This window comes from Mycobacterium ulcerans subsp. shinshuense (assembly GCF_002355775.1).
Taxonomy (GTDB): Bacteria; Actinomycetota; Actinomycetes; order Mycobacteriales; family Mycobacteriaceae; genus Mycobacterium; species Mycobacterium marinum.
Map to the genome: position 1 here is coordinate 4,768,421 of NZ_AP017624.1, position 22,041 is coordinate 4,790,461.

The 22,041-nt window shown below is 68.5% G+C and carries 13 protein-coding genes and 2 pseudogenes; 7 read left to right on the forward strand and 8 right to left on the reverse strand.

All coding sequences use genetic code 11. The features are described from left to right. The first annotated feature begins 26 nt into the window (after positions 1-26). The 3 genes from SHTP_RS21330 (at position 27) to SHTP_RS21340 (ending at position 3,503) form a co-directional block, all read left to right on the forward strand. On the forward strand, positions 27-1,322 hold the full coding sequence (locus tag SHTP_RS21330; protein ID WP_096371708.1) for a haloacid dehalogenase-like hydrolase: 1,296 nt from the start codon (positions 27-29) through the stop codon (positions 1,320-1,322). Between the two features lie 113 nt (positions 1,323-1,435). Further along, the gene (locus tag SHTP_RS21335; protein WP_096371709.1) at positions 1,436-1,921 is read left to right on the forward strand and encodes a hypothetical protein; all 486 of its coding nucleotides are present in this window, start codon (positions 1,436-1,438) and stop codon (positions 1,919-1,921) included. Between the two features lie 61 nt (positions 1,922-1,982). Next, entirely contained in the window at positions 1,983-3,503 is a 1,521-nt protein-coding gene (locus SHTP_RS21340) for an alpha/beta fold hydrolase (RefSeq protein WP_096371710.1), read from the forward strand. Here SHTP_RS21340 and SHTP_RS21345 read toward each other — a convergent pair. Continuing rightward, positions 3,478-4,248, reverse strand: a pseudogene (locus SHTP_RS21345) (Mut7-C RNAse domain-containing protein). The gene SHTP_RS21340 and the pseudogene SHTP_RS21345 sit on opposite strands and share 26 nt — an antisense overlap. 168 nt (positions 4,249-4,416) lie before the next feature. Here SHTP_RS21345 and SHTP_RS21350 point away from each other — a divergent pair. Next, positions 4,417-6,633, forward strand: a complete 2,217-nt coding sequence (locus SHTP_RS21350; RefSeq protein ID WP_172900692.1) for an FUSC family protein — start codon at positions 4,417-4,419, stop codon at positions 6,631-6,633. 42 nt (positions 6,634-6,675) lie between these two features. Here the strand turns inward: SHTP_RS21350 and SHTP_RS21355 are convergent, their stop codons facing one another. Continuing rightward, on the reverse strand, positions 6,676-7,479 hold the full coding sequence (locus SHTP_RS21355) for a sigma 54 modulation/S30EA ribosomal C-terminal domain-containing protein (protein ID WP_096371712.1): 804 nt from the start codon (positions 7,477-7,479) through the stop codon (positions 6,676-6,678). 299 nt (positions 7,480-7,778) lie between these two features. On the opposite strand from SHTP_RS21355, the gene SHTP_RS29890 reads away from it, so the two are divergent. Beyond that, positions 7,779-10,550: a PE family protein gene (locus SHTP_RS29890; RefSeq protein ID WP_157759938.1), complete on the forward strand. Its 2,772-nt coding sequence runs from the start codon at positions 7,779-7,781 to the stop codon at positions 10,548-10,550. Between the two features lie 324 nt (positions 10,551-10,874). After that, positions 10,875-11,936, forward strand: a complete 1,062-nt coding sequence (locus SHTP_RS30505) for a PE-PGRS family protein (protein WP_157759939.1) — start codon at positions 10,875-10,877, stop codon at positions 11,934-11,936. On the opposite strand, the gene SHTP_RS21365 is transcribed toward SHTP_RS30505, so the two are convergent. Genes SHTP_RS21365 through galT form a run of 3 tightly spaced genes read right to left on the reverse strand, consistent with a single transcriptional unit; the run spans position 11,933 to position 15,221 of the window. Next, complete coding sequence (locus tag SHTP_RS21365) at positions 11,933-13,039, reverse strand: TIGR03086 family metal-binding protein (protein WP_231991178.1); 1,107 nt, start codon at positions 13,037-13,039, stop codon at positions 11,933-11,935. The two genes, SHTP_RS30505 and SHTP_RS21365, sit on opposite strands and share 4 nt — an antisense overlap. Continuing rightward, entirely contained in the window at positions 13,036-14,136 is a 1,101-nt protein-coding gene (locus SHTP_RS21370; RefSeq protein ID WP_096371714.1) for a galactokinase, read from the reverse strand. The genes SHTP_RS21365 and SHTP_RS21370 overlap by 4 nt, the downstream gene beginning before the upstream one ends. Further along, positions 14,133-15,221, reverse strand: a complete 1,089-nt coding sequence (gene galT / locus SHTP_RS21375) for a galactose-1-phosphate uridylyltransferase (RefSeq protein WP_172900577.1) — start codon at positions 15,219-15,221, stop codon at positions 14,133-14,135. The genes SHTP_RS21370 and galT overlap by 4 nt, the downstream gene beginning before the upstream one ends. Positions 15,222-15,321: 100 nt before the next feature. Between galT and SHTP_RS21380 the strand changes: the two genes are divergently transcribed. Continuing rightward, positions 15,322-16,491: an FAD-binding domain gene (locus tag SHTP_RS21380; protein WP_096371716.1), complete on the forward strand. Its 1,170-nt coding sequence runs from the start codon at positions 15,322-15,324 to the stop codon at positions 16,489-16,491. Here the strand turns inward: SHTP_RS21380 and SHTP_RS21385 are convergent. From SHTP_RS21385 to SHTP_RS21395, 3 genes and pseudogenes are all read right to left on the reverse strand, one after another. Continuing rightward, positions 16,476-17,867 (reverse strand): cytochrome P450, encoded by a 1,392-nt coding sequence (locus tag SHTP_RS21385; protein ID WP_096371717.1) that lies wholly within the window; start codon positions 17,865-17,867, stop codon positions 16,476-16,478. The two genes, SHTP_RS21380 and SHTP_RS21385, sit on opposite strands and share 16 nt — an antisense overlap. 198 nt (positions 17,868-18,065) lie before the next feature. Then, entirely contained in the window at positions 18,066-19,568 is a 1,503-nt protein-coding gene (locus tag SHTP_RS21390) for an amidase (RefSeq protein ID WP_096371718.1), read from the reverse strand. A gap of 96 nt (positions 19,569-19,664) precedes the next feature. After that, positions 19,665-21,980, reverse strand: a pseudogene (locus SHTP_RS21395) (sulfatase-like hydrolase/transferase). Positions 21,981-22,041 lie beyond the last annotated feature (61 nt).

Here is a 22,041-nt window from a genome sequence, read left to right on the forward strand (position 1 = left end):
TTCGTTGACATGACGAAGAGCGCCCATTGATACCACCGACCCGACTCATCGTTGCGCTGTTGGCAGTGGCGACTCTGCTTGGCGGCGTCAGCGGTTGCTCGACCGATCGACCCACCAGCCCAGCATCCGGCGATCACGGGTCCGGCTGTCGTGAACTCGACGCGTCCCTTGAATGGCATGACGGCGTACGCGAGTTTCTGCAATCCGCCATCAATGCCAACAGCAAGTGCACCGGCACCGCCGACGGCGCTGCACACAAGGTCGCGATCTTCGACTGGGACAACACCGTCGTCAAGAACGACATCGGTTATGCGACCAATTACTACATGCTGACGCACGATTTGGTGCTGCAGCCCGCCAACCAGGATTGGCACAACACGGGGCGCTACCTGACCGATGCGGCCGCCGACGCGCTGAGTGCGGCTTGCGGCAAGGATGCGCCCGCCGGCGAGCCGCTTCCGACCAGCAGCAATGCGTTGTGCGCGGACGAGATCCTGTCGCTTCTTGGGGGCCAAACGACGACGGGACGGCCCGCTTTTGCCGGCAGTGACGCGCGTCGCCTGGAGGGTTCCTACGCCTGGGGCAACGCGCTGTCGGCCGGCTACAGCGCCGAGGAACTCGCCCAATTCGCCGCCGCGGCAAAGCAACAGAACCTCGCCGCCAATGTCGGCGCCACCCAGAAGGTGGGCACTGAGGATGTCGACGGCTACATTCGCGTCTATCCGCAGATCAAAGACCTCATCGCGACTCTGCAGGCCCATGGCATCGACGCCTGGGTGGTGTCGGCATCTCCCGAACCGGTCATCAAGGTGTGGGCGGGCGAAGTGGGCATCGATGACCAGCACGTCGTGGGCGTCCGCAGCGTTGCCGACCGATCCGGGAAACTGACCGCTCATCTCCTCGGCTGCGGCGGGGTTCGCGACGGCGAGGATTCGGTGGTGCCGTTTGCCGACGGCAAGCGTTGTTGGGCCAATCAAGTCATCTTCGGCGTTGACGGCCCGCAAGCCTTCGACCAACTCCCGCAGGACCGTCGCCAGGTGCTTGCTGCGGGTGACTCGAACAGCGACGCCACCTTCGTGGGCGACGCGACCGCGGTGTCACTGGCCATCAACCGCAACAAAGCCGAGCTCATGTGCCGGGCCTACGACGGCCTGTACGCCAAAGGCGGCAAGTGGGCCGTCAACCCGATGTTCATGGACCCGCTCCCCCAGCACCCGCCGTATCCGTGTGGGCAGGCGTTCGTCAACTCCGACGGGTCGAAAGGACCGGTCCGCGACGCCGCCGGCAACCCCATCGCGGACCAGGTCGACTCGATCTTCTGATCGGTGGGTGCCTGCCACTGCGACGCTGCTGGGCGGGGCCGGCGTGATCGCCGAACAGAGCTGCACTCGCGGCGGCACTGCCGCGCACCATCGTGTTGTCCTACGGTGTTTGCATGACAGAGCAGTCGTATCCGGTGGAGGCGGGGCATCCACCGTCAGCACTACTTCGTGCCATCAACCCGGTGCTCGGTTTTCTCTTGCGCACACCGCTCGCCGGCTCACTGGGCAACCAGCTGATGGTGCTCGACTTCACCGGCCGCAAGTCGGGACGGTACATCTCACTTCCGTTGAGCGCCCATGTCATCGACAACGTGCTGTACGCCCTGACCGGCGCCGCATGGAAGTACAACTTCAGCGGTGGCGCCACCGCCCAGGTAGTGCACAACGGGAAGACGACCGCCATGCGCGGCGACCTCATCCGGGACCCGGACGTGGTCGCCGACCTGTGTCTGCGATGTGCCCGGTCTTACGGCCCGCGCCGCGCGCAGCGGATGATGGGTTTGAAGTTTCGCGACCGGCGGATCCCCACGCTCGAGGAGTTCACCGAGGCCGTCGACCGGCTGCAGTTTGCCGCGATCAAGTTGACTCCGGCCGGGTGACACTTCAGAAACCGTGCGAAATACATTGTGAAATAACGCTTCCCATGTTCTACGCGGGACCATGGCCTGGCTGTTGTGTGTGGTGATAGCGGTGAGCCTGGTCGCGTGTGGCGGTGGGCGCCAAAAGACTCACTACGACGCGGCGCCATGTCCGGAGCCGAATTTTCCCGGCGTGCCCCAGGCGGAGCTGGGAGCCAACTACAGCTGCGGTTATCTCACCGTCCCGGAAAATCGCCTCGATCCGCAGAGTCGCACCATCCGACTCCTGGTGGCACGGGTAAAAGCGGTCAGCGACAAGCCCAAGGCCGACCCCATCGTCTACCTCGCGGGTGGACCCGGGGGCGCCGCAACACTGAGCGCACCCCGGGTTGTCGCCGGCGGTTTGAACGCCGACCGCGACGTCATCTTCGTCAACCAGCGCGGCACCCTACACAGCGATCCACACCTGAGCTGTCCGGAAATGGATGACTTCGCGGTGCGGGCCCTCGATTTGGACTTCGAGGCCCCGGCTACCGCGGATCTGGACGCGGCGGCCGTCACCGCATGCCGAAACAGGCTGGTGGCTGAGGGCTTTCATCTGGCGTCCTACAGCTCACGGGAGAACGCGGCGGACATCGCTGCGCTACGCAAGCAACTGGGCATCGAGAAGTGGAACATCTACGGGGTCTCATACGGCAGCGACCTGGCGCAGCAGCTGCTGCGTACCCACCGCGAAGGCATCCGGTCGATGGTGTTGGACTCGGTGGTCCCGACGTCGTTCAACCTGATCGACCGCTGGTGGCAAGCCCCCGCAAGCGGCCTGGCCGCGATCATTGGAGCGTGCAATGACCAACCCGGGTGCGCGCAAGCCTATCCGGATCTGGCAACGGTGTTCGTCAACGTGGTCAGCACGCTGAGCCGGAAACCCTTGAAGGTCAGCACCTCTGATGCCAACGGCGACCCGGTGCAGGTCACTATCGATGGGTTCAAGGTGGTGCCCCTGGTGCTCAGCTGGAGCGCCGACCCAGCCAAGGTGACCGACATTCCGCGGATGATATTCGCGCTGGCCAGGGGTGAGGGCAGGCTCGCCGCCGCCGGGATTGCCGAGACTGTCCCGCCACCCGAGCAACGCGGCCTGCTGGGCGCCGGTCTGGCGCTGGGCACCTACTGCCAGGAGATGGCTAACTGGACCACGCCGGAGCAGGCGCTGTCGCGGGCACGAACAGCGATCCCCGGCCTGCCCGATTCGGTGCTGCGCATCACCCCGACCGGCAGTGGGATCTTCCGCGAGTGCGCCGCCTGGGGGTTGGGTAGATCCGACACTGCCGAGCGTCTGTCGGTGTCCAGCGGGGTGCCCACCCTCATCCTGTCGGGCACGTTCGACTCCAGCACCGCGCCACAGTGGGCCCATGAGATCACCCCCGGGCTGGGCAACTCGCAGCTGGTGCGGTTTCCCGGGGTGGGCCATGGTGTCCTGTCGAATTCGGCGTGCGCCCAGTCGATCGTGACGGCATTCGTCGACGATCCGAGCCGCGACATCGACAAATCCTGTGTCTGGAAAATGACGATGCCCACCTTCAGTCTGCCCGAGCCGGCCCGCTAGCCAGCTGGCCGAGGATTGCCTGCACCAGCCCGGCCAGCCGGGCATGATGGGAGCCGGCCCAGTAGATCCGTCCGCAGTCCGAGCAACGGCTGAAATCGTCGTAGTGCTGGCGAGTCAGCGGCTCCAGGCGATCGATGACCTCTTCCTTGGCAACCGGGACCAAGCGGCCGTTGCACCGCACGCAGCGCGACAGGGGCGCCAACCGCTGCCGCAGGTCCAATCGCCGTATCACTTCGAGCAGCTATTCCTGGGGTTGCTGGGAGTGCACGAACAGGCCATGGGTGACCGCACGACGCTTCAGCAGCCCGCGGTCGCGGGTGAGCAGGATCCGCTGCTCGGCCAGGCTGATGTCGACCAGCGCCGGGTCGTCGGCCACGCTGGACCACCAAACATCGAGTCCGAGTAGTCGCATCAGCCGGGCGAGCCGACCGAGATTGACGTCGACCACAAACCGTGGATGACGCAGCGGCACCGGCCGCAGCCTGCTGGTCAGCCCGATGTCGAGCGCCTCGAACATTGGGTACATGGCGATCCGGTCGCCGGCCGCCGGCCGGTGGCCGAACTCTGCGGGTTCTCCGTTCACCAGGATGAGATCGATCTCGGTGTGCGGGATGCCCATCGCCTCCAGCACATCCTTGACCGTCTGATGGCTGCGGAACGGCCGGCGCACGGTCGCGCCGCGTGCCTGGGGCTCCAGGAAGTCGCCGAGTTCGGCGTAGGCCCGGACGTCCAGATAGCCGTCCATCATTCATATGTACCGCGCGGGACGCCCGGCGAGCCCATCCACCCGATCCGCGGCATGCTTTCCGTAACGTCGTGAGCAGCGACTAGACCACAAGAAGGATGGTTCGGGGTGTCCCATCGAGATGACGTGCAGGGCCGGCCGGCCGTTGACACCCGGATACCGGAGTCGATGGCGGCACGTTTGCAGCGGGCACAGAGCTGGGCAATTGGCTCCGACCCCGGACTGCTGCGGCTACGGATGGCCACTCGGACCACCGCGGCGCTGGGCTGTTCGCTGCTGGTGTTGTACCTGCTGACGATGGCGACCGGGCAGCCGTTGACCGTCGCTCTGATCGGTGTCGTCATCACCATGATCGCGGCCCGTTCCGTCGACGATCCCGACTCCCGACAACAGCAGATCACCATGGCGCTGCTGCCGGTACCCGCGGCGCTGTCGATCAGCGTGGCCGCGCTGCTCGCGCCGCACCTGATCGCCGCCGAGGTGGCGTTCGTGGTGATCGTGTTCGCCGCGGTCTATGTCCGCCGCTTCGGGCCGCGTGGACGGGCGCTGGGCATGGTCGCATTCATGGCCTACTTCTTCAGCCTGTATCTGCGGGCCGGGGTGGCCCAGTTGCCCTGGATGATCGGCGCCGTGCTGGTGGGCACCCTGTGCACGTTTGTGATGAGCACCTATGTGCTGCCCGACCGCCCAGAAAGTGTGCTGCGCGCCACGATTCGCTCGCTGCGAGCGCGGATGGCGATCGTGGTGGACACCGCCGCCGACACCGTGCGAGCGGGTCGGCTCGATGAGCGGCGGCGCCGCCGCATGCGGGCCCGGATTGCCCGGCTCAACGAGACCGCTTTGCTGGTGCAGAGCCAGATCGAGGACAAGACCCATCCCGCCACGCTGTGGCCGGGGATCAGCGCAGAGCAACTCGCACCGTGGCTGTTCGACGCCGAACTCTCGGTCGAATGGGTCGCCATCGCGGGCCACCGTGCCATGGCCATCGCCGAGGAGATACCGGCCGCCACCCGTATCGAGCTGGCTGACACGCTTACCCAACTCGCGTGGGCCATCCGGGGGCCGCGAACCGAGGGCCTGCACCAGGCCGCCAGCCGGGCTCAGCGGCTCCTGGACGGTCAGCCCGCCCCGGCCCCGACCGACGACCCGAGCCAGGGCGCCGTGCGCCGCCTCGGCCTGGCCATCGTCGCCGCGGCGACGGCCACTTCGGAGGTCCGCGAGCTCATCGGTGATGCCACCGCGGCCCCGCCCGATCCGGACAACAACGACGTGGTGCAGCCGGTACCCGAGGACACTGCGGCAGATGGTGGGCCCGGCGAAGCCGGGCTGGCGCCCACCACACGACAAGCCATCCAGGTCAGCATCGCGGCGTCACTGGCCATCGTCACCGGTGAGTTGGTTTCGCCGCTGCACTGGTATTGGGCGGTGATTGCGGCATTCGTGGTCTTTGCCGGCACCAATTCGTGGGGCGAAACCCTCACCAAGGGTTGGCAGCGGTTACTGGGCACCGTGCTCGGCGTGCCCTGCGGCGTGCTGGTCGCCACGGTGGTCGCCGGCGACAAGGTCTTCTCGGTCGTCATGATCTTCGCGTGCCTGTTCTTCGCCGTCTATTTCATGCAGGTCACCTACAGCCTGATGACGTTCTGGATCACCACGATGCTGGCGCTGCTCTACGGGCTGCTCGGCAAGTTCACCTTCGGTGTGCTGATGCTGCGGATCGAGGAGACCGTGATCGGCGCCGTCATTGGCATTGCCGTCGCAATCCTGGTGCTGCCGACCACCATTGGCACGGTGGTACGCCGCGATACCCGGGCCTTCTTGACGACGCTGTCCGAATTGATCGAGATCTCCATCGCGACCATGTTCGACGACGACGTGACCGACAGCCCCACCGAGCGGGCGCGTGAACTCGACCGAGACCTGCAGCAGTTCCGGGTCACGACCAAACCGATGCTCGCTGGTGTCGCCGGATTCGCCGGCCGAAGAAGCATCCAGCACTCGGTGCGGTTGCTCACCATCTGTGACCGCTACGCACGGATTCTGGCCCGCCGAAGCGAGCAATACCTGGATCCGGGATGTCCCCACGGACTTTCCGATGCCATCACGACCGCGGCGGCCCAGATCCGGCGCAACATCGACGCGCTGGTCACTGCCCTCGACGGGACCCAGGACGTGGCCATCACGCCCGCCGCCGGCTCCCTCGATGCGGCCGAGGCGGTGGTCAGGCAGCACGCCGATGGCCTCGATCGGGCCGACCCCGGGTCCAATCCGCGTCACCTGCTGGCCGCGGTGAACTCGCTGCGCCGGATCGAAGGTGCTGTCGTCAACGCGGCCGTCCATTTCGGCGCCGACGCAGACCTGATGGCGCACGATCAGCCAGGGTGAATCGCGCCGGCGCGGCTGCCGAGTCGGTCCGCAATTCCGCGGCTAACCGGCCGGCGTAATCAACCCGTAGTGCCCGTCATAGCGGTGGTATAGCACCCCGGCGCGGCCCTGGGCGGCATCGATGAAGAACAAAAACGGTAGACCAAGGACGCCAAGTCGCTCGGCCGCCTCCGCCTCGGTCAGAATGGGCGCCGGATGCGGGCTGATGGACAGCGGCAGCTCGAACGGGCTGAGCTGATCGGCGGTAGCGGGTGCAACCAGCGCCAACCGATAGCCGGTCGGACCGCCGCGGTAGAGGACGCCGGCCATGCCCGTGCCCTGCTCGGTGAAAAGGTGGAAATCGTAGTCGAGCAAACCCATTTCGGTGGCGGCGTCATCGACCGTGCAGGGCGCCATGGTGAACGACTTGCGGCGGATGACCTCGCGTTCCTCGGGCGGACGCGGAAAGTAGGTGTCGCGTTGCCGGGGCTCGGATTCGTGCCGCCATTCGGCGCGACCGGCGTCGGGCTGCTGACCGCGTCGCGCCTCCCAGTGCTCGGCCACCCGCTCCAGCCGGCGCCGCAGTCGCGCATCGAGCCGATCGATCGCCTCCTGCGCGGTAGCGCCATGAACCTGGGCGCGGACCAACCGCCCGTCGACGTTGAAATTGGCCTGCGCGACCACCGGTCGCGACACCGCCGGATCGGGATGCTGGGAGATTCGAACGCGGGCAGAAAGCACCGGCCGGTGCGCCAAGCGGCCGAGTTGGCCGATCTTGATGCGCGCGTATTCGGCCGCACCGGGCAAGTCGCCGCGGGCGCTCACCTCGACATCGATAACGGGTGGCAGATCTGCTTTGTGCCGCATGACTCATTCCTACGCGGCGAATCTGGATGCGGGGCAGGGCCAAAGGTCCTCGCGCCAGGGACGGAAAGTCACCCCCGGCAAGTCCGGGCCTTGACGATCGGCCCATCCACCGCACGTCCGAGCACTGTGCAATTTGCCCTTTCGCCGCCTACCTGTGAGTGGGACTCTTCGAGCAGAAACATCGCGACCGGGATGCATTCGGCTGCAGCGTCGCATCTGACTGCAATACGCCTTGCTGGCATTAACTGGCATTGAACCTAAGCCGATAAGCGGGTTACCAGGATCTCTCGGAGGGGCACATGTCGTTCACGGTCGTGGAGCCGCAGATGTTGACGGCGGCCGCCGCGGATCTAGCGAAGATTGGTGCGGCGATCGATACGGTGAGCACCGCGGCAGCCGCCTCGACCACCAACTTGCTGCCCGCGGCCGCTGATGAGGTGTCGGCGGCCATCGCCTCGCTGTTCGGCACCCACGCCCTGGCGTATCAAGCCATTGGCGCGCAGGCTGCGACGTTTCATGACGGGTTTGTGCAAGCGCTGTCGCGGGCGGCGAGTCGGTATGCGGCCAGCGAAGTGGCCAACGTCGAGCAGAACCTGCTGGGGCTGATCAACGCGCCGACGCAGGCGCTGTTCGGTCGCCCACTGATCGGCAACGGCGCCGATGGCGCACCCGGTACCGGACAGACCGGACAGGCGGGCGGGCTCTTGTGGGGCAATGGCGGCGCCGGCGGATCTGGAGCGCCCGGCCAGTCCGGCGGCAACGGCGGGGCCGCCGGATTCATTGGCTCCGGCGGCAGCGGTGGAACCGGCGGCCTCGGTGCTGCCGGCGGCGCCGGCGGCTCGGCGTGGCTGCTCGGGACCGGCGGAACCGGCGGGGCAGGCGGTTGGGCCGCCGCGGGAGCAACCGGTGGCATCGGCGGGCAGGGCGGCGCCGGCGGATGGCTTTACGGAAACGGTGGAATCGGTGGGCAGGGTGGAGCCGGTGCGCTGGGCGGGGCGGGCGGTAGCGGCGGGGCCGCCCGGCTCTTCGGCATCGGCGGGGCCGGCGGCCACGGAGTGGCCGGCACCGCGGGAACCACGGCCAGCAGCGCGGATGTTTCCGGCACCGATGGCGGGGCCGGCGGCATCGGCGGTGATGGCGGAGCCGGCGGCGCCGGCGGGCTGTTGATCGGTAATGGCGGGGCCGGCGGGGCCGGCGGCCTCGGCGGATTGGGTGGGGTCGGCGGGGATGGCGGCAACGGTGGGGCCGGCGGGGCCGGCGGGGATGGTGGCGGCGGGGGCAAGAGCGGCTGGCTCGGCCTCGCGGGTGCGCACGGCGGCGGTGGGACGGGCGGATCCGGCGGCGCGGGTGGGGCTGCCGGTGACGGCGGCGACGGCGCTACCGGCGTCAGCGGGGGGGACGGGAGTTCCGGCGGCAACGGGGGCAATCCGGGCGTCGGCGGGGCCGGCGGAGCCGGCGGCACCGGTGCCGGCGGAGCGCGCGCCGCAGACGGCGCCACCGGCAACAGTCCCACCAGCGGCGGCAACGGCGGCAACGGTGGGGCCGGCGGTAATGGCTTCCTGGGGGCACCCCCATTTTCCAGCAATCCCGGCGGCAACGGCGGCAACGGTGGGGCCGGCGGAGCCGGCGGAAACGGTGGGGCCGGCGGAGCCGGCGGAAACGGTGGGGCCGGCGGAGCCGGCGGAAACGGTGGCATCCAGGCCGGTAACGGCGGTGATGGTGGCGCGGGCGGACACGGTGGTGCCGGGGCGACCGGCGGCAGCGGCACCAACGGTTTTGACGGGGCTTTCTCAGGCGCCGACGGCTCGCCCGGCGGTAACGGGGGCAAGGGCGGCACGGGTGGAGCCGGCGGCAACGGCGGGACCGCCGGTCTGGCGCTGGCGGCCACGGGTCACGACGGCGGCCACGGTACGGGTGGGGCCGGGGGCAACGGCGGGGCGGGCGGCTCCGCGGGTAACGGGGGCAACGGCGCCAAGGGAGTCAGCGGCGTCAACAACGGCACCGGCGGCAATGGCGGCGACGGCGGTACCCCTGGCATCGGCGGGACCGGTGGGGCCGGCGGCGACAGCGGCGGCGGCAGCCACGGGGCCACCGGCTCCGACGGCGCCACCCCCCACAGCGGCGGCAACGGCGGAAAGGGTGGCGACGGCGCTGATGCCACCGGCTTTGGCCAAACCGGCGGTAATGGCGGTCGTGGTGGCAATGGTGGCCTGGTCGGCAACGGCGGCGACGGCGGGACGGGCGGGGCCGGCGGGACCGGCCTGGGGGGCCTGACCAACAGCTTCCCCGGCTCGTCGGGCACCGGCGGCGATCCCGGTGGCACCGGCGGCAACGGTGGCGCTGGCGGCTCCGGCGGCTTTTTTGCCGGTGACGGCGGCAACGGCGGCGCCGGTGGGGTCGGGGGCACCGGCGGTGACGGCGGCAACGGCGCTACCGGCGGCACCGGCGCCACCGCGGGTGCCAACGGTCAAGACGGCGGCAACGGCGGGACCGGAGGAACCGGTGGGCAGGGCGGGGCGGGCGGGGCCGGCGGGGCCACCTTCACCGGCAAGGCGGGGACCCAAGGCGCGGGTGGGGCCGGCGGAGACGGCGGGGCCGGCGGCAACGCGGGCAACGGCGGCAGCGGCGCTATCGGTGCCGACGGCGCCACCGTCGGCACCGGCGTGGACGGTCAAGACGGCGGCAACGGCGGTGCAGGCGGGACTGGCGGGCAGGGCGGCGCTGGCGGCGACGGCGGAGCGGGCAGCACCACCGGCAACCAAGGCGGCGGCGCGGGCGGTAACGGCGGAGGCGGCGGTGCGGGCGGTAACGGCGGCAGTGGCGCCAACGGCGCGGACGGCAGCATTTCGGGCCTCGGCGGCCAGGCCGGCGGCAACGGCGGCGATGGTGGCGACAGCGGGGGTCGGCGGTTCCGGCGGGGATGGTGGCGCCGGGCTGACCGTGGGCGCACACGGTGCCACCGGCAACGTCGTCGCAAACGGTGGCAATGGCGGCCAGGGCGGCAACGGCGGCAACGCCCTGATCGGAACCAGCGACGGCGGAGCGGGCGGGGCCGGCGGGGCCGGCGGTAAGGCTTGGCTGATGGGCGACGGCGGTTCCGGCGGCCACGGCGGCAACGGCGGCGCGGGCGGCTCCAGCCCGCAGGGCAGCGGCGGAGGCGGCGGCAACGGCGGCGCCGGCGGTACCGGAGGCGACGCCGGGCTGCAGGAGGGTGGGGGCGGAACCGGCGGTGACGGCGGCAACGGCGGCGCCGGCGGCACCGGCAAGGCCAGCAGCGCCACCGGCGGCATCGGCGGGGCGGCGGCAACGGCGGCGCGGCCGGGCAGGTCGGCGACGGCGGAGGCGGCGGAACCGGCGGCAACGGCGGCAACGGCGGCGCCGGTCGCGACGGGGCCATGGGCGGAACCGGCGGCACCGGCGGCGACGCGGGGATGGTCGGCAACGGCGGGGGCGGCGGAACCGGCGGCAACGGCGGCAACGGCGGCAACGTCAATGCGGGCGGCGGGCCCGGGATCGGCGGCAACGGCGCCGAGGGCGGCGCCGGCGGCAGCGGGGGCAGTAGCTCGGGCAACGGCGGCGCCGGCGGCAAGGGTGGGTCCGGTGGCACTGGAGGTGCGGGGCAGTTCGGCAACACCGGCGGCACCGGCGCCAACGGCACTTTCGACAATGGCGGGGATGGTCGCGGCGGCGCTGGCGGCACCGGCGGTACCGGCGGCACCGGCGGCAACGGGGGCGTAGGCGGAAATGGCGGGACGGGCGGCAAGGCGATCTCGCCAACGGCCCAGGATGGCGCCCAGGGCGCCGGCGGAAATGGCGGAGCCGGGGGCACCGGTGGAAACGGCGGCTTCGGCGGTAGCGGAGGCAGCGGCGCGGACGGCACGCTGTTCAGCAGCCTGGCCGGGACGGGCGGCACCGGTGGTAACGGCGGCACCGGCGGCGACGGTGGAGCCGGTGGTGCGGGCGGCGCTCCCGGCACCGGTTTGATCCCGGGTAGCACTGGCGCGGCGGGTGCAACCGGCCGCGCCGGAACGGGCGGATTCGGCGGGAACGGGGGTTTGGGCTCGGCCTTCGGTCCCGGCGGCACCGGCGACGGCGGCAGCGGCGGCTCCAGCAGCACCAGCGCCGGCGGTGGCGGCGGGACCGGCGGCGCCGGCGGGACCGGGTTCGACGGCAGTGCTGGTGGGGCCGGCGGGAACGGGGGCCAGGGTGGCGACGGCCTCGGGACGGCCGGAGACGGCGGCAACGGCGGCACGGGCTCCAACGCCCCCATCGGCTTCTCGTTCGGCGGCGCGGGCGGCAAGGGCGGAACCGGTGGCACCGGCGGAACCGCGCACCTGGGCCCGTTGGCCATCCACGGCCAATCCGGCGATCCCGGTCAGTCGGGGCCCCCCGTGGTTGACGGCAACGGCGGAGCCGGCGGCCAAGGTGGGCCTGGCGGCGCTGGCGGCAGCTTCTAGCTCCCCGGGTCTGCCCGTATCGGGCTGGTCAAGCCCGTTGGGTGCACCGGCCGGCGGCCGGTGAAGGCGATCAGCCGATCAAGCACCGGGGCAAAGGCGCCGACCGCCACCGGCGCGGCGAAGCCCGCGGAATTGCGTGCTGCCGGGGTGATCACCTTGCCGGCGACCGTGAGCACATACTCGGTCACCGTGTCGGACACCACCACCCGCCGATCGGTTGCGAACGCGAAATCCCAAGCATGAACCAGCAATTCCAGACAGAGAATGCCCACCGGCACCGCGGCAGGAACTTGGTTGGCGTTCAGTTCGACGGTGCCGTCCACGCCCCGTCGCCGCCACGCTTCCAGCACGGCCTGGCCCGCATCCGCCACTTGGGTTTCCAGGGGCGCATCCAGATCGCGCGGTGGCAGCTGTGCACCGGCAGCGCTGCCGATGATCGTCAGAGAACGCATCAGGTGGTCGGCAAGCTGCACGACATCGTATTGGCTGCACGGCGTTTGGCGCGCCAGGTCGGCGGGCTCGAGCGCACGCAGCACGTGCTGAACCACTGCCAATGTCGCTTCCGCACAGGATAATTCGTCAAGCGGATCGGGAACCGCCGCCCATTCATCGGGGCCGGCGTCCCCCTGCAGGGCGGCGGGGACCAGCCGATCCAGATAGTGGCTCCAGCCCTCGGCGTGACGAGCGGCCTGTTGCTCGGTCAGCCCCTCGTGGACCAACCGGATCTCGGTGCCGTCGGGGGCCGGCGCCAGCGTGACGGTCACCGTCGACTCCCCCGGCACTGGATCGCCGTGGCCTTCCCAGCCCCAGGACAAGACCAGCCGCTGACCCGGGTCCGCTTCGACAACGGCTCCCACCGCGGTGTGTCCCGGAGTCACCGTCCAGCGGTACACACCCGCGTCGTAAGGCTCGATGCGAGCCGTGATGGCCATCCAGCGCCGCAGGTCTTCGGGTCGGGTGAACAGCGCGAAGCTCTGGGCTGGATCCACCGGCAGAACGACTGCATTTTCCAACGGCATGGCGCGCTCTCCTGAGACGGTTTCCGCCGGTCGACCAGGCGGGGCTGGCTCATAGCCCGAGTCTAGGCTCTCTGGCGAGTTCAACTTCGCGCGTTGCCGCGCAGCGGGCCGGCTCCCGCCGCGGCATGGGCTCGGGAGATCGCCGGCGGTGGGTAACCGGCGCCACGCACCTCGCGGTGCACCGCTGCGATCACGGCTTCCACTCCGGCTTCGACCACCAAGGCGATCACGCAGCCGCCGAACCCCCCGCCGGTCATTCGGGCGCCCAGGGCACCCGCGCGGACCGCGGCATCGGCGATCAGGTCGATGTGTTCGGTGGTGATTTCGAAGTCGTCGCGCATCGACGCGTGCGAGGCGGTGAAGATGCGCCCGGCGGCGGTGAAGTCGCAATCACGCAGCGCGGCAACGAATTCATGCACGCGCCGGTTTTCGGTCAGCACGTGGCGGGCGCGACGAGCATCGATGGGGTCGCCGATCGCGGTCAGCGACGAGAGCTCCGCGACGTCGCGCAAGGACGGCGCGTGCAGCGCCTTGGCCGCCCGCTCACACGAGGCGCGCCGTGCCGCGTATTCGCCGCCGGCGTGCCGATGCCGGGCCCGGGAATCGATGAGCAGTAGGGCAACCCCGTGGGCATCCGGATCAAACTGGACCGCCTGCACGCTCAGGTCCCGGAAGTCGATCAGCAGCGCGGTCGCCGGCGCCCCGAAAAGCGCGGCCAGTTGGTCGAGTAAACCCGTTGGGGCCCCGACGTATTCGTTTTCGGCCCGCTGCGCGAGCCGGGCCTGCTCGATCCGGTCGATCTCGATACCGGCCGCCGACGTGATCGCCCCCAGCACCGCACACTCGAGCGCGGCCGAGGATGAGAGCCCCGAGCCGATCTCGACGTCGCTGCTGATCGATATCGCGCCACCGGACACCGGATGACCCGCGCAGCGTAGCGCCCAGATCACCCCGGCCACGTATCCGGCCCAGCCGCTCACCCCACCGGGCACGGTGTCCAGCGGAATCCGCACCGCGCCGTCCATCAGGTCGCTGCTGGCGGTGAGCGCATCGCCGTGGTCGGGCACAAGCGTCGCCACCGCGCGCTGCGGCAGCGCGATCGGCAGCGCCCAGCCCAGGTTGTAGTCGGTGTGCTCCCCGATCAGATTGATCCGCCCCGGTGCGGCGTAGCGGATGGTCACCCGAGTTCCCGCAGCCGCTCGGCCACCGTTTCCGGTGTCACGTCACTGATGAACGCGCCCAACGCCGACTCGGAGGCGGCGAGGTATTTCAGCGCCGTCGCGCTGCGACGGATAGACATCAGCTCCACATGAAAATAGCCCTCGCGCTGGGCTTCGGTGTCGCGGTATTGATGCAGCGCGGAAATGTAGGGCAGCGGGCCCGAATACATCCGGTCGAACCGGCGCAACACGTCGAGATAGATCTCGGTGAACTCGTTGCACTCAGCGGCATCGAGATCAACAAGGTTGCGCACGAACCTATTCGGGTAGATGTGCACCTCGACCGGCCAGCGCGCGGCGAACGGCACGAACGCGGTGAACCGGTCACCGCGGGCGACGATGCGGCTACCGTCGGCAACCTCGCGTGCCAGCAGATCTTCGAACAGATTGCAGCCGTGCCGCATTCGATGCCGGCCGGCTTGCTCGAGCATGACCGAGGTGCGGGGGGTGAGGAACGGGTAGCCGTAGATCTGACCGTGCGGATGGGTGAGGGTCACGCCGATTTCCTCACCACGGTTCTCGAAGCAGAACACCTGCTCGATACCCGGCTGACCGATCAGGTCGCCGGTGCGATGCCGCCACGCCTCGATGACCAGGCGGGCATGCGGAGCCGGCAGATCGGCGAACGAGCCGCCGTGGTCGCTGGAGAAGCAGATCACCTCGCAGCGGCCATCGCCCGGCGCCGACACAAAGCCGTCGCCACCCGGTGGCGGCCCACCACTGCCCGACAGGCTCGGAAATCGGTTCTCGAAGACCACGACGTCATAGTCGCGCGCCGGCACCTCGCTGGTCAGCCCGGTCGGGCTCGGACACAGCGGACACTGATCCGGCGGCGGTTTGTAGGTGCGGTCCTGACGCAGGGCCGCGACGATCACCCACTGCCCCGTTGATCGGTCGAACCGCAACTCCGATTGATGCGGATGCCGTGGCGGCAGCGGGCGGCGGTCGGCCACCGGCGCCGGAACGTTCCCGGGCAACGCGAAAAAGAGCACCTCACGGCCATCGGCCAGCTTCGCCCGGGTCGGCGCCGTCACGATATCGAACACTAACCGAACCGAGGCGAGGGCAGCGGCCATCCCCGCCGTTGCTGGCGTGCGGTGTGATCCCCGCCGCACACAGAATCATGCCGCGGGGCACAATTGCAGTGTGAAAGTAGCGATCAGCGGCGCCGGCGTAGCGGGAGCGGCACTTGCCCACTGGCTGCATCGAACCGGCCACACCCCGACATTGATCGAGCGGGCACCGAAACTCCGTACCGGCGGCTACATGATCGACTTTTGGGGCGTTGGCTATCAGGCGGCCAAACGAATGGGCATCGAGGACCCGGTCCGCGCCGCGGGATACCAGATTGAGCGATTGCGTTCGGTCGGCTCCCGCGGCGAAGTCAAGGCCGACCTGAACGTGGACGTCTTTCGCCGGATGATCGGCGAGGATTTCACCAGCCTGCCCCGCGGTGACCTGGCCGCCGCGATCTATGCCACGGTCGAGGACAAGGTCGAAACGATTTTCGGCGACTCCATCACCGCCATCGACCAGCACAGCGACGGCGTCCATCTCACCTTCGAGAAAAATGCGCCGCGCGATTTCGATCTACTCATCGGCGCCGACGGATTGCACTCCAACGTGCGCCGTCTGGTTTTCGGACCGGAGCACGACTATGAGCACTACCTTGGCTGCAAGGTCGCGGCCTGCGTGGTTGACGATTACTGGCCGCGCGACGAGCTGACGTACGTCCTCTACAACATTCCCGGAAAGCAAGTGGGGCGCGTTGCGCTGCGCGGCGCGCGCACCATGTTTCTGTTCGTCTTTCGCGATGAGCACGACGGCGCCGACCTCACACCAAAAGAGCAGTTGCGCAACCAATTCGGTGATGCCGGCTGGGAGTGTAATGAAATCTTGGCCGCACTGGACAACGTTGATGACCTCTACTTCGATGTGGTGAGCCAGATCAAGATGGACCGCTGGTCACGCGATCGGGTGCTGCTGATCGGAGACGCGGCCGGGTGCATCTCACTGCTCGGCGGCGAGGGCACCGGTCTGGCCATGACCGAGGCGTATGTGCTGGCCGGGGAACTGGAGCGCGCCGGCGGCGACCACCGCCGCGCTTTCGATGCCTACGAGGCGCAGTTGCGCCCCTTCATCGCGGACAAGCAGGCCGGGGCGGCCAGGTTCATCAGGTTTTTCGCCACGCGCACCCGATTTGGTTTGTGGTTCCGCAACATTGCGATGCGCACGATGAACATCGGCCCGTTGGCAACGCTTTTCGCCGGTAGCGTGCGCGACGACTTCGAACTGCCCGACTACGACTTGGCGTGAGCGACCGGGCAGCCCGGCGCCTCCGGCACCGCCGGTGACACCGCGGTGATCGCGCGGACACGGATGCGCGCGTCCCGGTGCGGCACCAAGATGACGTGTTTGAGCTTGTAGCGCTCGTCGGGTGCTGTGATGGTGGCCAAGTCAACCCGGCGCAGAATCTCGCGCAGCACGACCCGCATCTCGACCATGGCGAAGGTCGCCCCGAGGCAGCGTCGATTTCCGCCGCCGAACGGCAGCCACGTGGTCGGGGTCAGGGTCGCGTCGATCATCCGATCGGGGTCGAACCGGTCCGGGTCCGGATACACCTCGGCATTGGCGTGCACCAGACCGATACCGGCCACCACCATGGTTCCGGCCGGCAGTTGATAGCCGGCCAACTCGGTGGGTTCGGTCAGGATGCGGCCCACGTCGAACACCACCGGGCGGATGCGCAGCGTCTCTTTTGCCAGGGCGTCGAGATACTCGTCGCCGGATGGATCACCCGCCGCGCTGGCCTCGGCCGCCCGCACCGCCTTGGCCAGTATCGCCGGGTGGCGGGTCAGCCGCTCCAGCGCCCAGGCCAAGCCGGTGGCCGTGGTGTCGTGCCCGGCTACCAGCAGAGTCATCAGTTGGTCGCGTAGTTCCTCGTCGGTCATCCGGCCCGACGGTTTGGCGGTGTCCCCGTCGACCGCCCGGACCAGCGTGGCCAGCACGTCGGTGCGTTCGGCGAGATTCGGGTCGGCGCGCCGCTCGGCAATCTCGGCGTAAAGCAGCTCGTTGGCCTCGTCGATAGCGCGGCGCAACCGGCGCCAGGCACGGCGACTCAGCAGGTCCGGCTTGGCAAGCGCCAGCGTCTCCCACGCCCCCACGTTGAGTAGCCGCGGCATGACCTTGCGCAGGGCGGCCAGCCGGTCCGGGTCGGTGGCACCGATCACGGTGCGCAGGATCACCTCGAGGGTGATCTCAGCCATCTTGGGAGCGACCGCAAAGGTCCGGCCCACCGGCCACCCGGCGATGTTCTCCGCTGCGATCTCGGACATCAGCTGAGCCTGGTGCGCAACGGCTTCACGTTGGAAGGGCGGCAGCATCATGCGACGCCGGTCACGGTGCACATCGTCGTCGACCACCAGCAACGAGCTCTCTCCGAGCAGTCCGGCCAGCATCGTGTTGGCTTCGCCGGCATGAAAGACGCGCGGATCTCCGGCGAACACCTTCTTGATCACCACCGGATCGGTCACATTGACCATGGTGCCCAGCCCCGCCACGCGCAGCGTGAAAACGCTGCCGTAGCGGCGTTTGCAGGCGGTGAGGAATCTCGGGGCGTGCCGCAACATGAGCGCAGCCTGCACCGCGCGGGGAAGACGAGGTCCGGGTGGCAGCGTGGCGGTTTTCGTCATGACGGTGATTTTACGGGCGTTGTCGAGAACAAAGATCGGGTTTCACAAAGAGCAAAATTGTTGCGCTAGCGGCAACTAATTGCTGCCCGGTCCGAATATAAATTACACCAACATATTTCACGCTGTTCAATTTCCGGATTCGGTGAATGATCTTGAAAGACAGTCGCTACCGCTTAGCTCTTTGCCATTTAGGTTGACTTAGGTTGACAGCGTCGGCACAAACCGAGGCGGCCGCCGAACCCCGGTGGCCTGTTCGAAGGCGTAGGCATACCCGATGAGTTTGGGTTCCTGGAATGCGCCGGCGAACAACGACAGGCCGACCGGCAGACCACAGAAATAACCGGCGGGAACGCAGATGTGGGGGTAGCCGGCGACCGCCGGTGGCGTCGAGCAACCGCCGGGCAGGATGTTGTCACCGACGACCGGGTCGATGGCAAACGCCGGTGAACCCTCGGTGGGCGCGACGATCGCATCCAGCCGGTGCTCGCGCAGCGCCTTGTCGATGCCGTCGGCACCTGCGAGGCGGCGCAGTTCGGCCCGCACCCGCAGGTACTGCGAGTCGGTGAGGTCGCCCTTGGCTTGCGACTGCTCGAGAAACTCCTGCCCAAAGTACGGCATCACCTGGCCGGCGTGGGCTCTGTTGAACGCGATGAGTTCGTCGAGGCTGCCGACCGCGGCGCGCGGATGGGCGCCGAGATAGCCATTCAAACTCGCCTTGAGCCCATAGCGGAACAGTTCGAGTTCGAGATCGCCGAAGAAGGGCAGCGAACTGGCCTGGATCGGATCGACGATCTCGGCGCCCAGCGCCGCCAGCTGACCGAGCGCACCCTCGATCAGTGCATCCGTCGCCTCGTGCGCACCGAAGCGCTCCCGGGCCACACCGAGTCGGGCCCCCTGCAGGGCTGCCGGGTCAAGAAATCGGCGATAGTCGGTTGCCGTGTGCGCGCCGCCCGCTCGCGTTGTCGGGTCACTGTCATCGACACCCGTCATCACCGTCAACAGCGTCGCAACGTCGGTGACGGTGCGCGCCATCGGGCCCACCATGTCCTGTGGCGATGCCACACCGATGACTCCGGAACGGCTTAGCAGGCCCACCGTTGGCTTCAGACCGACGATCGAGTTGCTCGATGCCGGCCGCACGATGGAACCGTCGACCTCTGCGCCGAGGGCGGCCACACACAGGTTGGCCGCCACCGCGACCGCCGAACCCGAGCTGGAGCCCAGCGGACTTCGGTCCAGCACGTAGGGGTTTCGCACCTGTCCGCCGCGACTGCTCCAGCCACTGCACGGCCGCGTGGAGCGCATATATCCCCACTCGCTCATGTTCGCTTTTCCGAGGATCACTGCGCCAGCATCGCGTAATTTCTTGACCACAAATGCATCTCGAGTTGCGATGTTGCCCTCTAGGGCCAGCGAACCGGCCGTTGTGGCCATCTTGTCACCGGTGTCGATGCTGTCCTTGATGACGACGGGGACACCGTGCAACGCCCCACGAATCCGTCCCCCGCTTCGCTCGGCGTCGAGCGCCTCGGCGATCGCGAGGGCGTCGGGGTTAACCTCGATGATCGACCGCAGCATCGGACCGGATTGGTCGATCTCGCGGATCCGTCTCAAGTAGCAGTCAGTCAGGCCGGCGGCGGTCCACTCCCCCCGCTCGAAGGCCGTCTGGGTTTCGGCGATGGTGAACTCGGGCAAATCCATGAGATCCCTCCGGAAGCGGTGCCACGCCGGCGGCAGGTCCAGTTCGGTTCAGATCGGCCCGCTGCCGCCTCAGTCGCGGGCGATATAGGCGAGGACTTACTTCTCGTGGTCGACGTAGTGATCACCGCTGACATCGACAATGACCCGATCAATGGTGCCGCCGACGAACGGGAATGGTGCCGGGTAGTCAGCGACCGCCGAGCCGCTGTCGCGCCCGACGCACAGTCCATCTCCGGTCAGCGAAAACGTGCCCGGCTGGGTGGCGATTTGGGCATCGCCCACGGCTTCGGTGTCGATGTAGAGCGTCAGTGTGCCGAGGGCGCTGAATGTGTCCGGGTCATCGGCGGTCTTGCGGAACTCGGCGGTGAGCACATGCGTCCCGGTGGCAACAGGCTCGGGTGCGCTGATGGTCTGGATTCGCTCGCCGAGCCAGTTGTAGACGTAGTGCAGCCGACCGTCCTTGAGGAACAGGCTGTGCCCGCCGGCCACCCCGCCCTGGGCAAACAGCACGCCCTCGGCCTCCGGGGTGTCGATGGTGACGGCGGCGGCGATGGTGAAGGAGCGGCGCCGGACATTCACCGCGACCGCCTCGGGAACATCGGCGGAGTCCGGGTAGTAGACGTAGTGGGACCGCGGCTCGCCGGGCTCCGGCCGCGGTGAGGCCATGATCTCGAGCGCCGTGCGGTCATCGAGCGGCAGACCCTTGTACACACCCGCGTAGTAGAACCACAGCCCCTTGAGTTCTTCGAGCAGCTCCGGCTATTCGTCGGCCAGGTCGTGCAATTGGGTGCGGTCGGTACGCAGGTCGTAGAGCTCCCAGCGGTCCTTGTCGAAATTGCTCCAGCCCGACAGCGGCGGGTGCAGGGTGGTGGCCAGCCAGCCCTGGTGATATAGCGCCCGCATGCCCAGCATGGAGTAGAACTGGGTGGCCCGGCCGGGCAGCTGCGGATCGCTGATCGAAGCGGCGAAGCTGTGGCCCTCGATCTGACTTTGGGTCCAGCCGTTGAGAACCGCGGGCGGGTCGACGTCAAGCAGTTCATAAGGCGTCGGCACGATGTCGACGGCGTGCACGTATTGGTCGCGAACCTCGCCGCGCGCGGCGATGCCGGCCGGCCACGAGACAATGAGCGGATCGGCCACCCCGCCCTCGTAGCCGGCGAACCGCTTCCAGTACGGAAACGGTGTGTCGAACGCCCACGCCCACCCGGTGTTGTAGTGGTTATAGGCGGACGGGCCACCCAGGTCGTCGATCCGGGGCAGATTCGCCTCGATGGTGTCGGGGACGTTGTTGAAGAACTTGTTCTCGTTGAACGAACCGTTGGGCCCGCCCTCACCGCTGGCGCCGTTGTCGGAGACGACCACGATGATGGTGTTGTCCAACTGCCCGGATTCGGCCAAGTAGTCCAGGAGCCTGCCGATCTGCTCGTCGGTGTAAGACACGAAGCCCGCGTACACTTCGGCCATTCGCACGAACAGCCGTCGTTCGTCGTCGGTCAATGAGTCCCACGGCCGCACGAAATCGAGTGCGGGCCAGGCCCGGCCGTCTGGACCGGTGATATCGGGTTCACCGTGTGGGTTGATCGGCGACAGTTCGAGGTCCTGGGGTAGCAATCCCATTCGCTTCTGGTTGGCCAGGATCCCCACCCGAATCGCCTGGTAGCCTTCGTCGAACCGGCCGCGGTAGCGATCTGCCCAGTCCTTGAACACGTGGTGGGGCGCGTGGCCGCAGCCCGGACAGAAGTACATGAACCACGGCTTCTGGGGGGCAACGGCCTTGGCGTCGCGGACGAACCGGATCGCCTTGTCCGCCAGATCGGCCGACAGGTGATACCCCTGCTCCGGCGTCGCCGGAGGTTCGACGGTGTGGTTGTCATAGACCAGGTCCGGATACCACTGGTTGGTCTCACCACCCAGGAATCCGTAGAAGCGCTCGAATCCGCGTCCCAGCGGGCACCGGCCCTTCCATGACGACGCATCGCTCTCGTCGCTGGGCGTCAGATGCCACTTGCCCACCGCGTAGGTATTCCAGCCGCGCGCGTTGAGCACCTCCGAGATCATCCCGTTCTCGAACGGAACCCGACCCGAGAATCCTGGGAACCCTGCCGAGGCCTCGGTGATGCAGGCCATGTTGTTCGATGTCGCATTGCGCCCGTTGAGCAGGCTCGAGCGCGTCGGCGAGCACAACGCGGTGGTGTGGAAGTTGGAGTAGCGCACGCCGCTGTCGGCGATTCGGCGCATCGCCGGGGTTTCGATCGGCCCGCCGAACGGTTCCAGCGCGCCGTAGCCGACGTCATCCCAGACGATCATCAGCACGTTGGGAGCGCCGGCGGGTGCGGCCGGCGCCAAGAACGGCCCCCAGTCCGGCTCGGAATCGCGGATATCGGTCGCCACTCGCCCAGACCACTGCGCCACTTCGCGTCACCACCCGTCCAGAAATCGCGTCAACAGCAGCTTAGGTCGGTTGGGACTCTCG

What these genes read in the sequence shown, in the direction of transcription:
- SHTP_RS21335 (WP_096371709.1), top strand. Translation starts at nt 1,436, where the DNA reads ATGACAGAGCAGTCGTATCCGGTGGAGGCGGGGCATCCACCGTCAGCA.
- SHTP_RS21340 (WP_096371710.1), top strand. Translation starts at nt 1,983, where the DNA reads ATGGCCTGGCTGTTGTGTGTGGTGATAGCGGTGAGCCTGGTCGCGTGT.
- SHTP_RS21350 (WP_172900692.1), top strand. Translation starts at nt 4,417, where the DNA reads ATGGCGGCACGTTTGCAGCGGGCACAGAGCTGGGCAATTGGCTCCGAC.
- SHTP_RS21355 (WP_096371712.1), bottom strand. Translation starts at nt 7,479, where the DNA reads ATGCGGCACAAAGCAGATCTGCCACCCGTTATCGATGTCGAGGTGAGC.
- SHTP_RS29890 (WP_157759938.1), top strand. Translation starts at nt 7,779, where the DNA reads ATGTCGTTCACGGTCGTGGAGCCGCAGATGTTGACGGCGGCCGCCGCG.
- SHTP_RS30505 (WP_157759939.1), top strand. Translation starts at nt 10,875, where the DNA reads ATGGGCGGAACCGGCGGCACCGGCGGCGACGCGGGGATGGTCGGCAAC.
- SHTP_RS21385 (WP_096371717.1), bottom strand. Translation starts at nt 17,867, where the DNA reads ATGACGAAAACCGCCACGCTGCCACCCGGACCTCGTCTTCCCCGCGCG.
- SHTP_RS21390 (WP_096371718.1), bottom strand. Translation starts at nt 19,568, where the DNA reads ATGGATTTGCCCGAGTTCACCATCGCCGAAACCCAGACGGCCTTCGAG.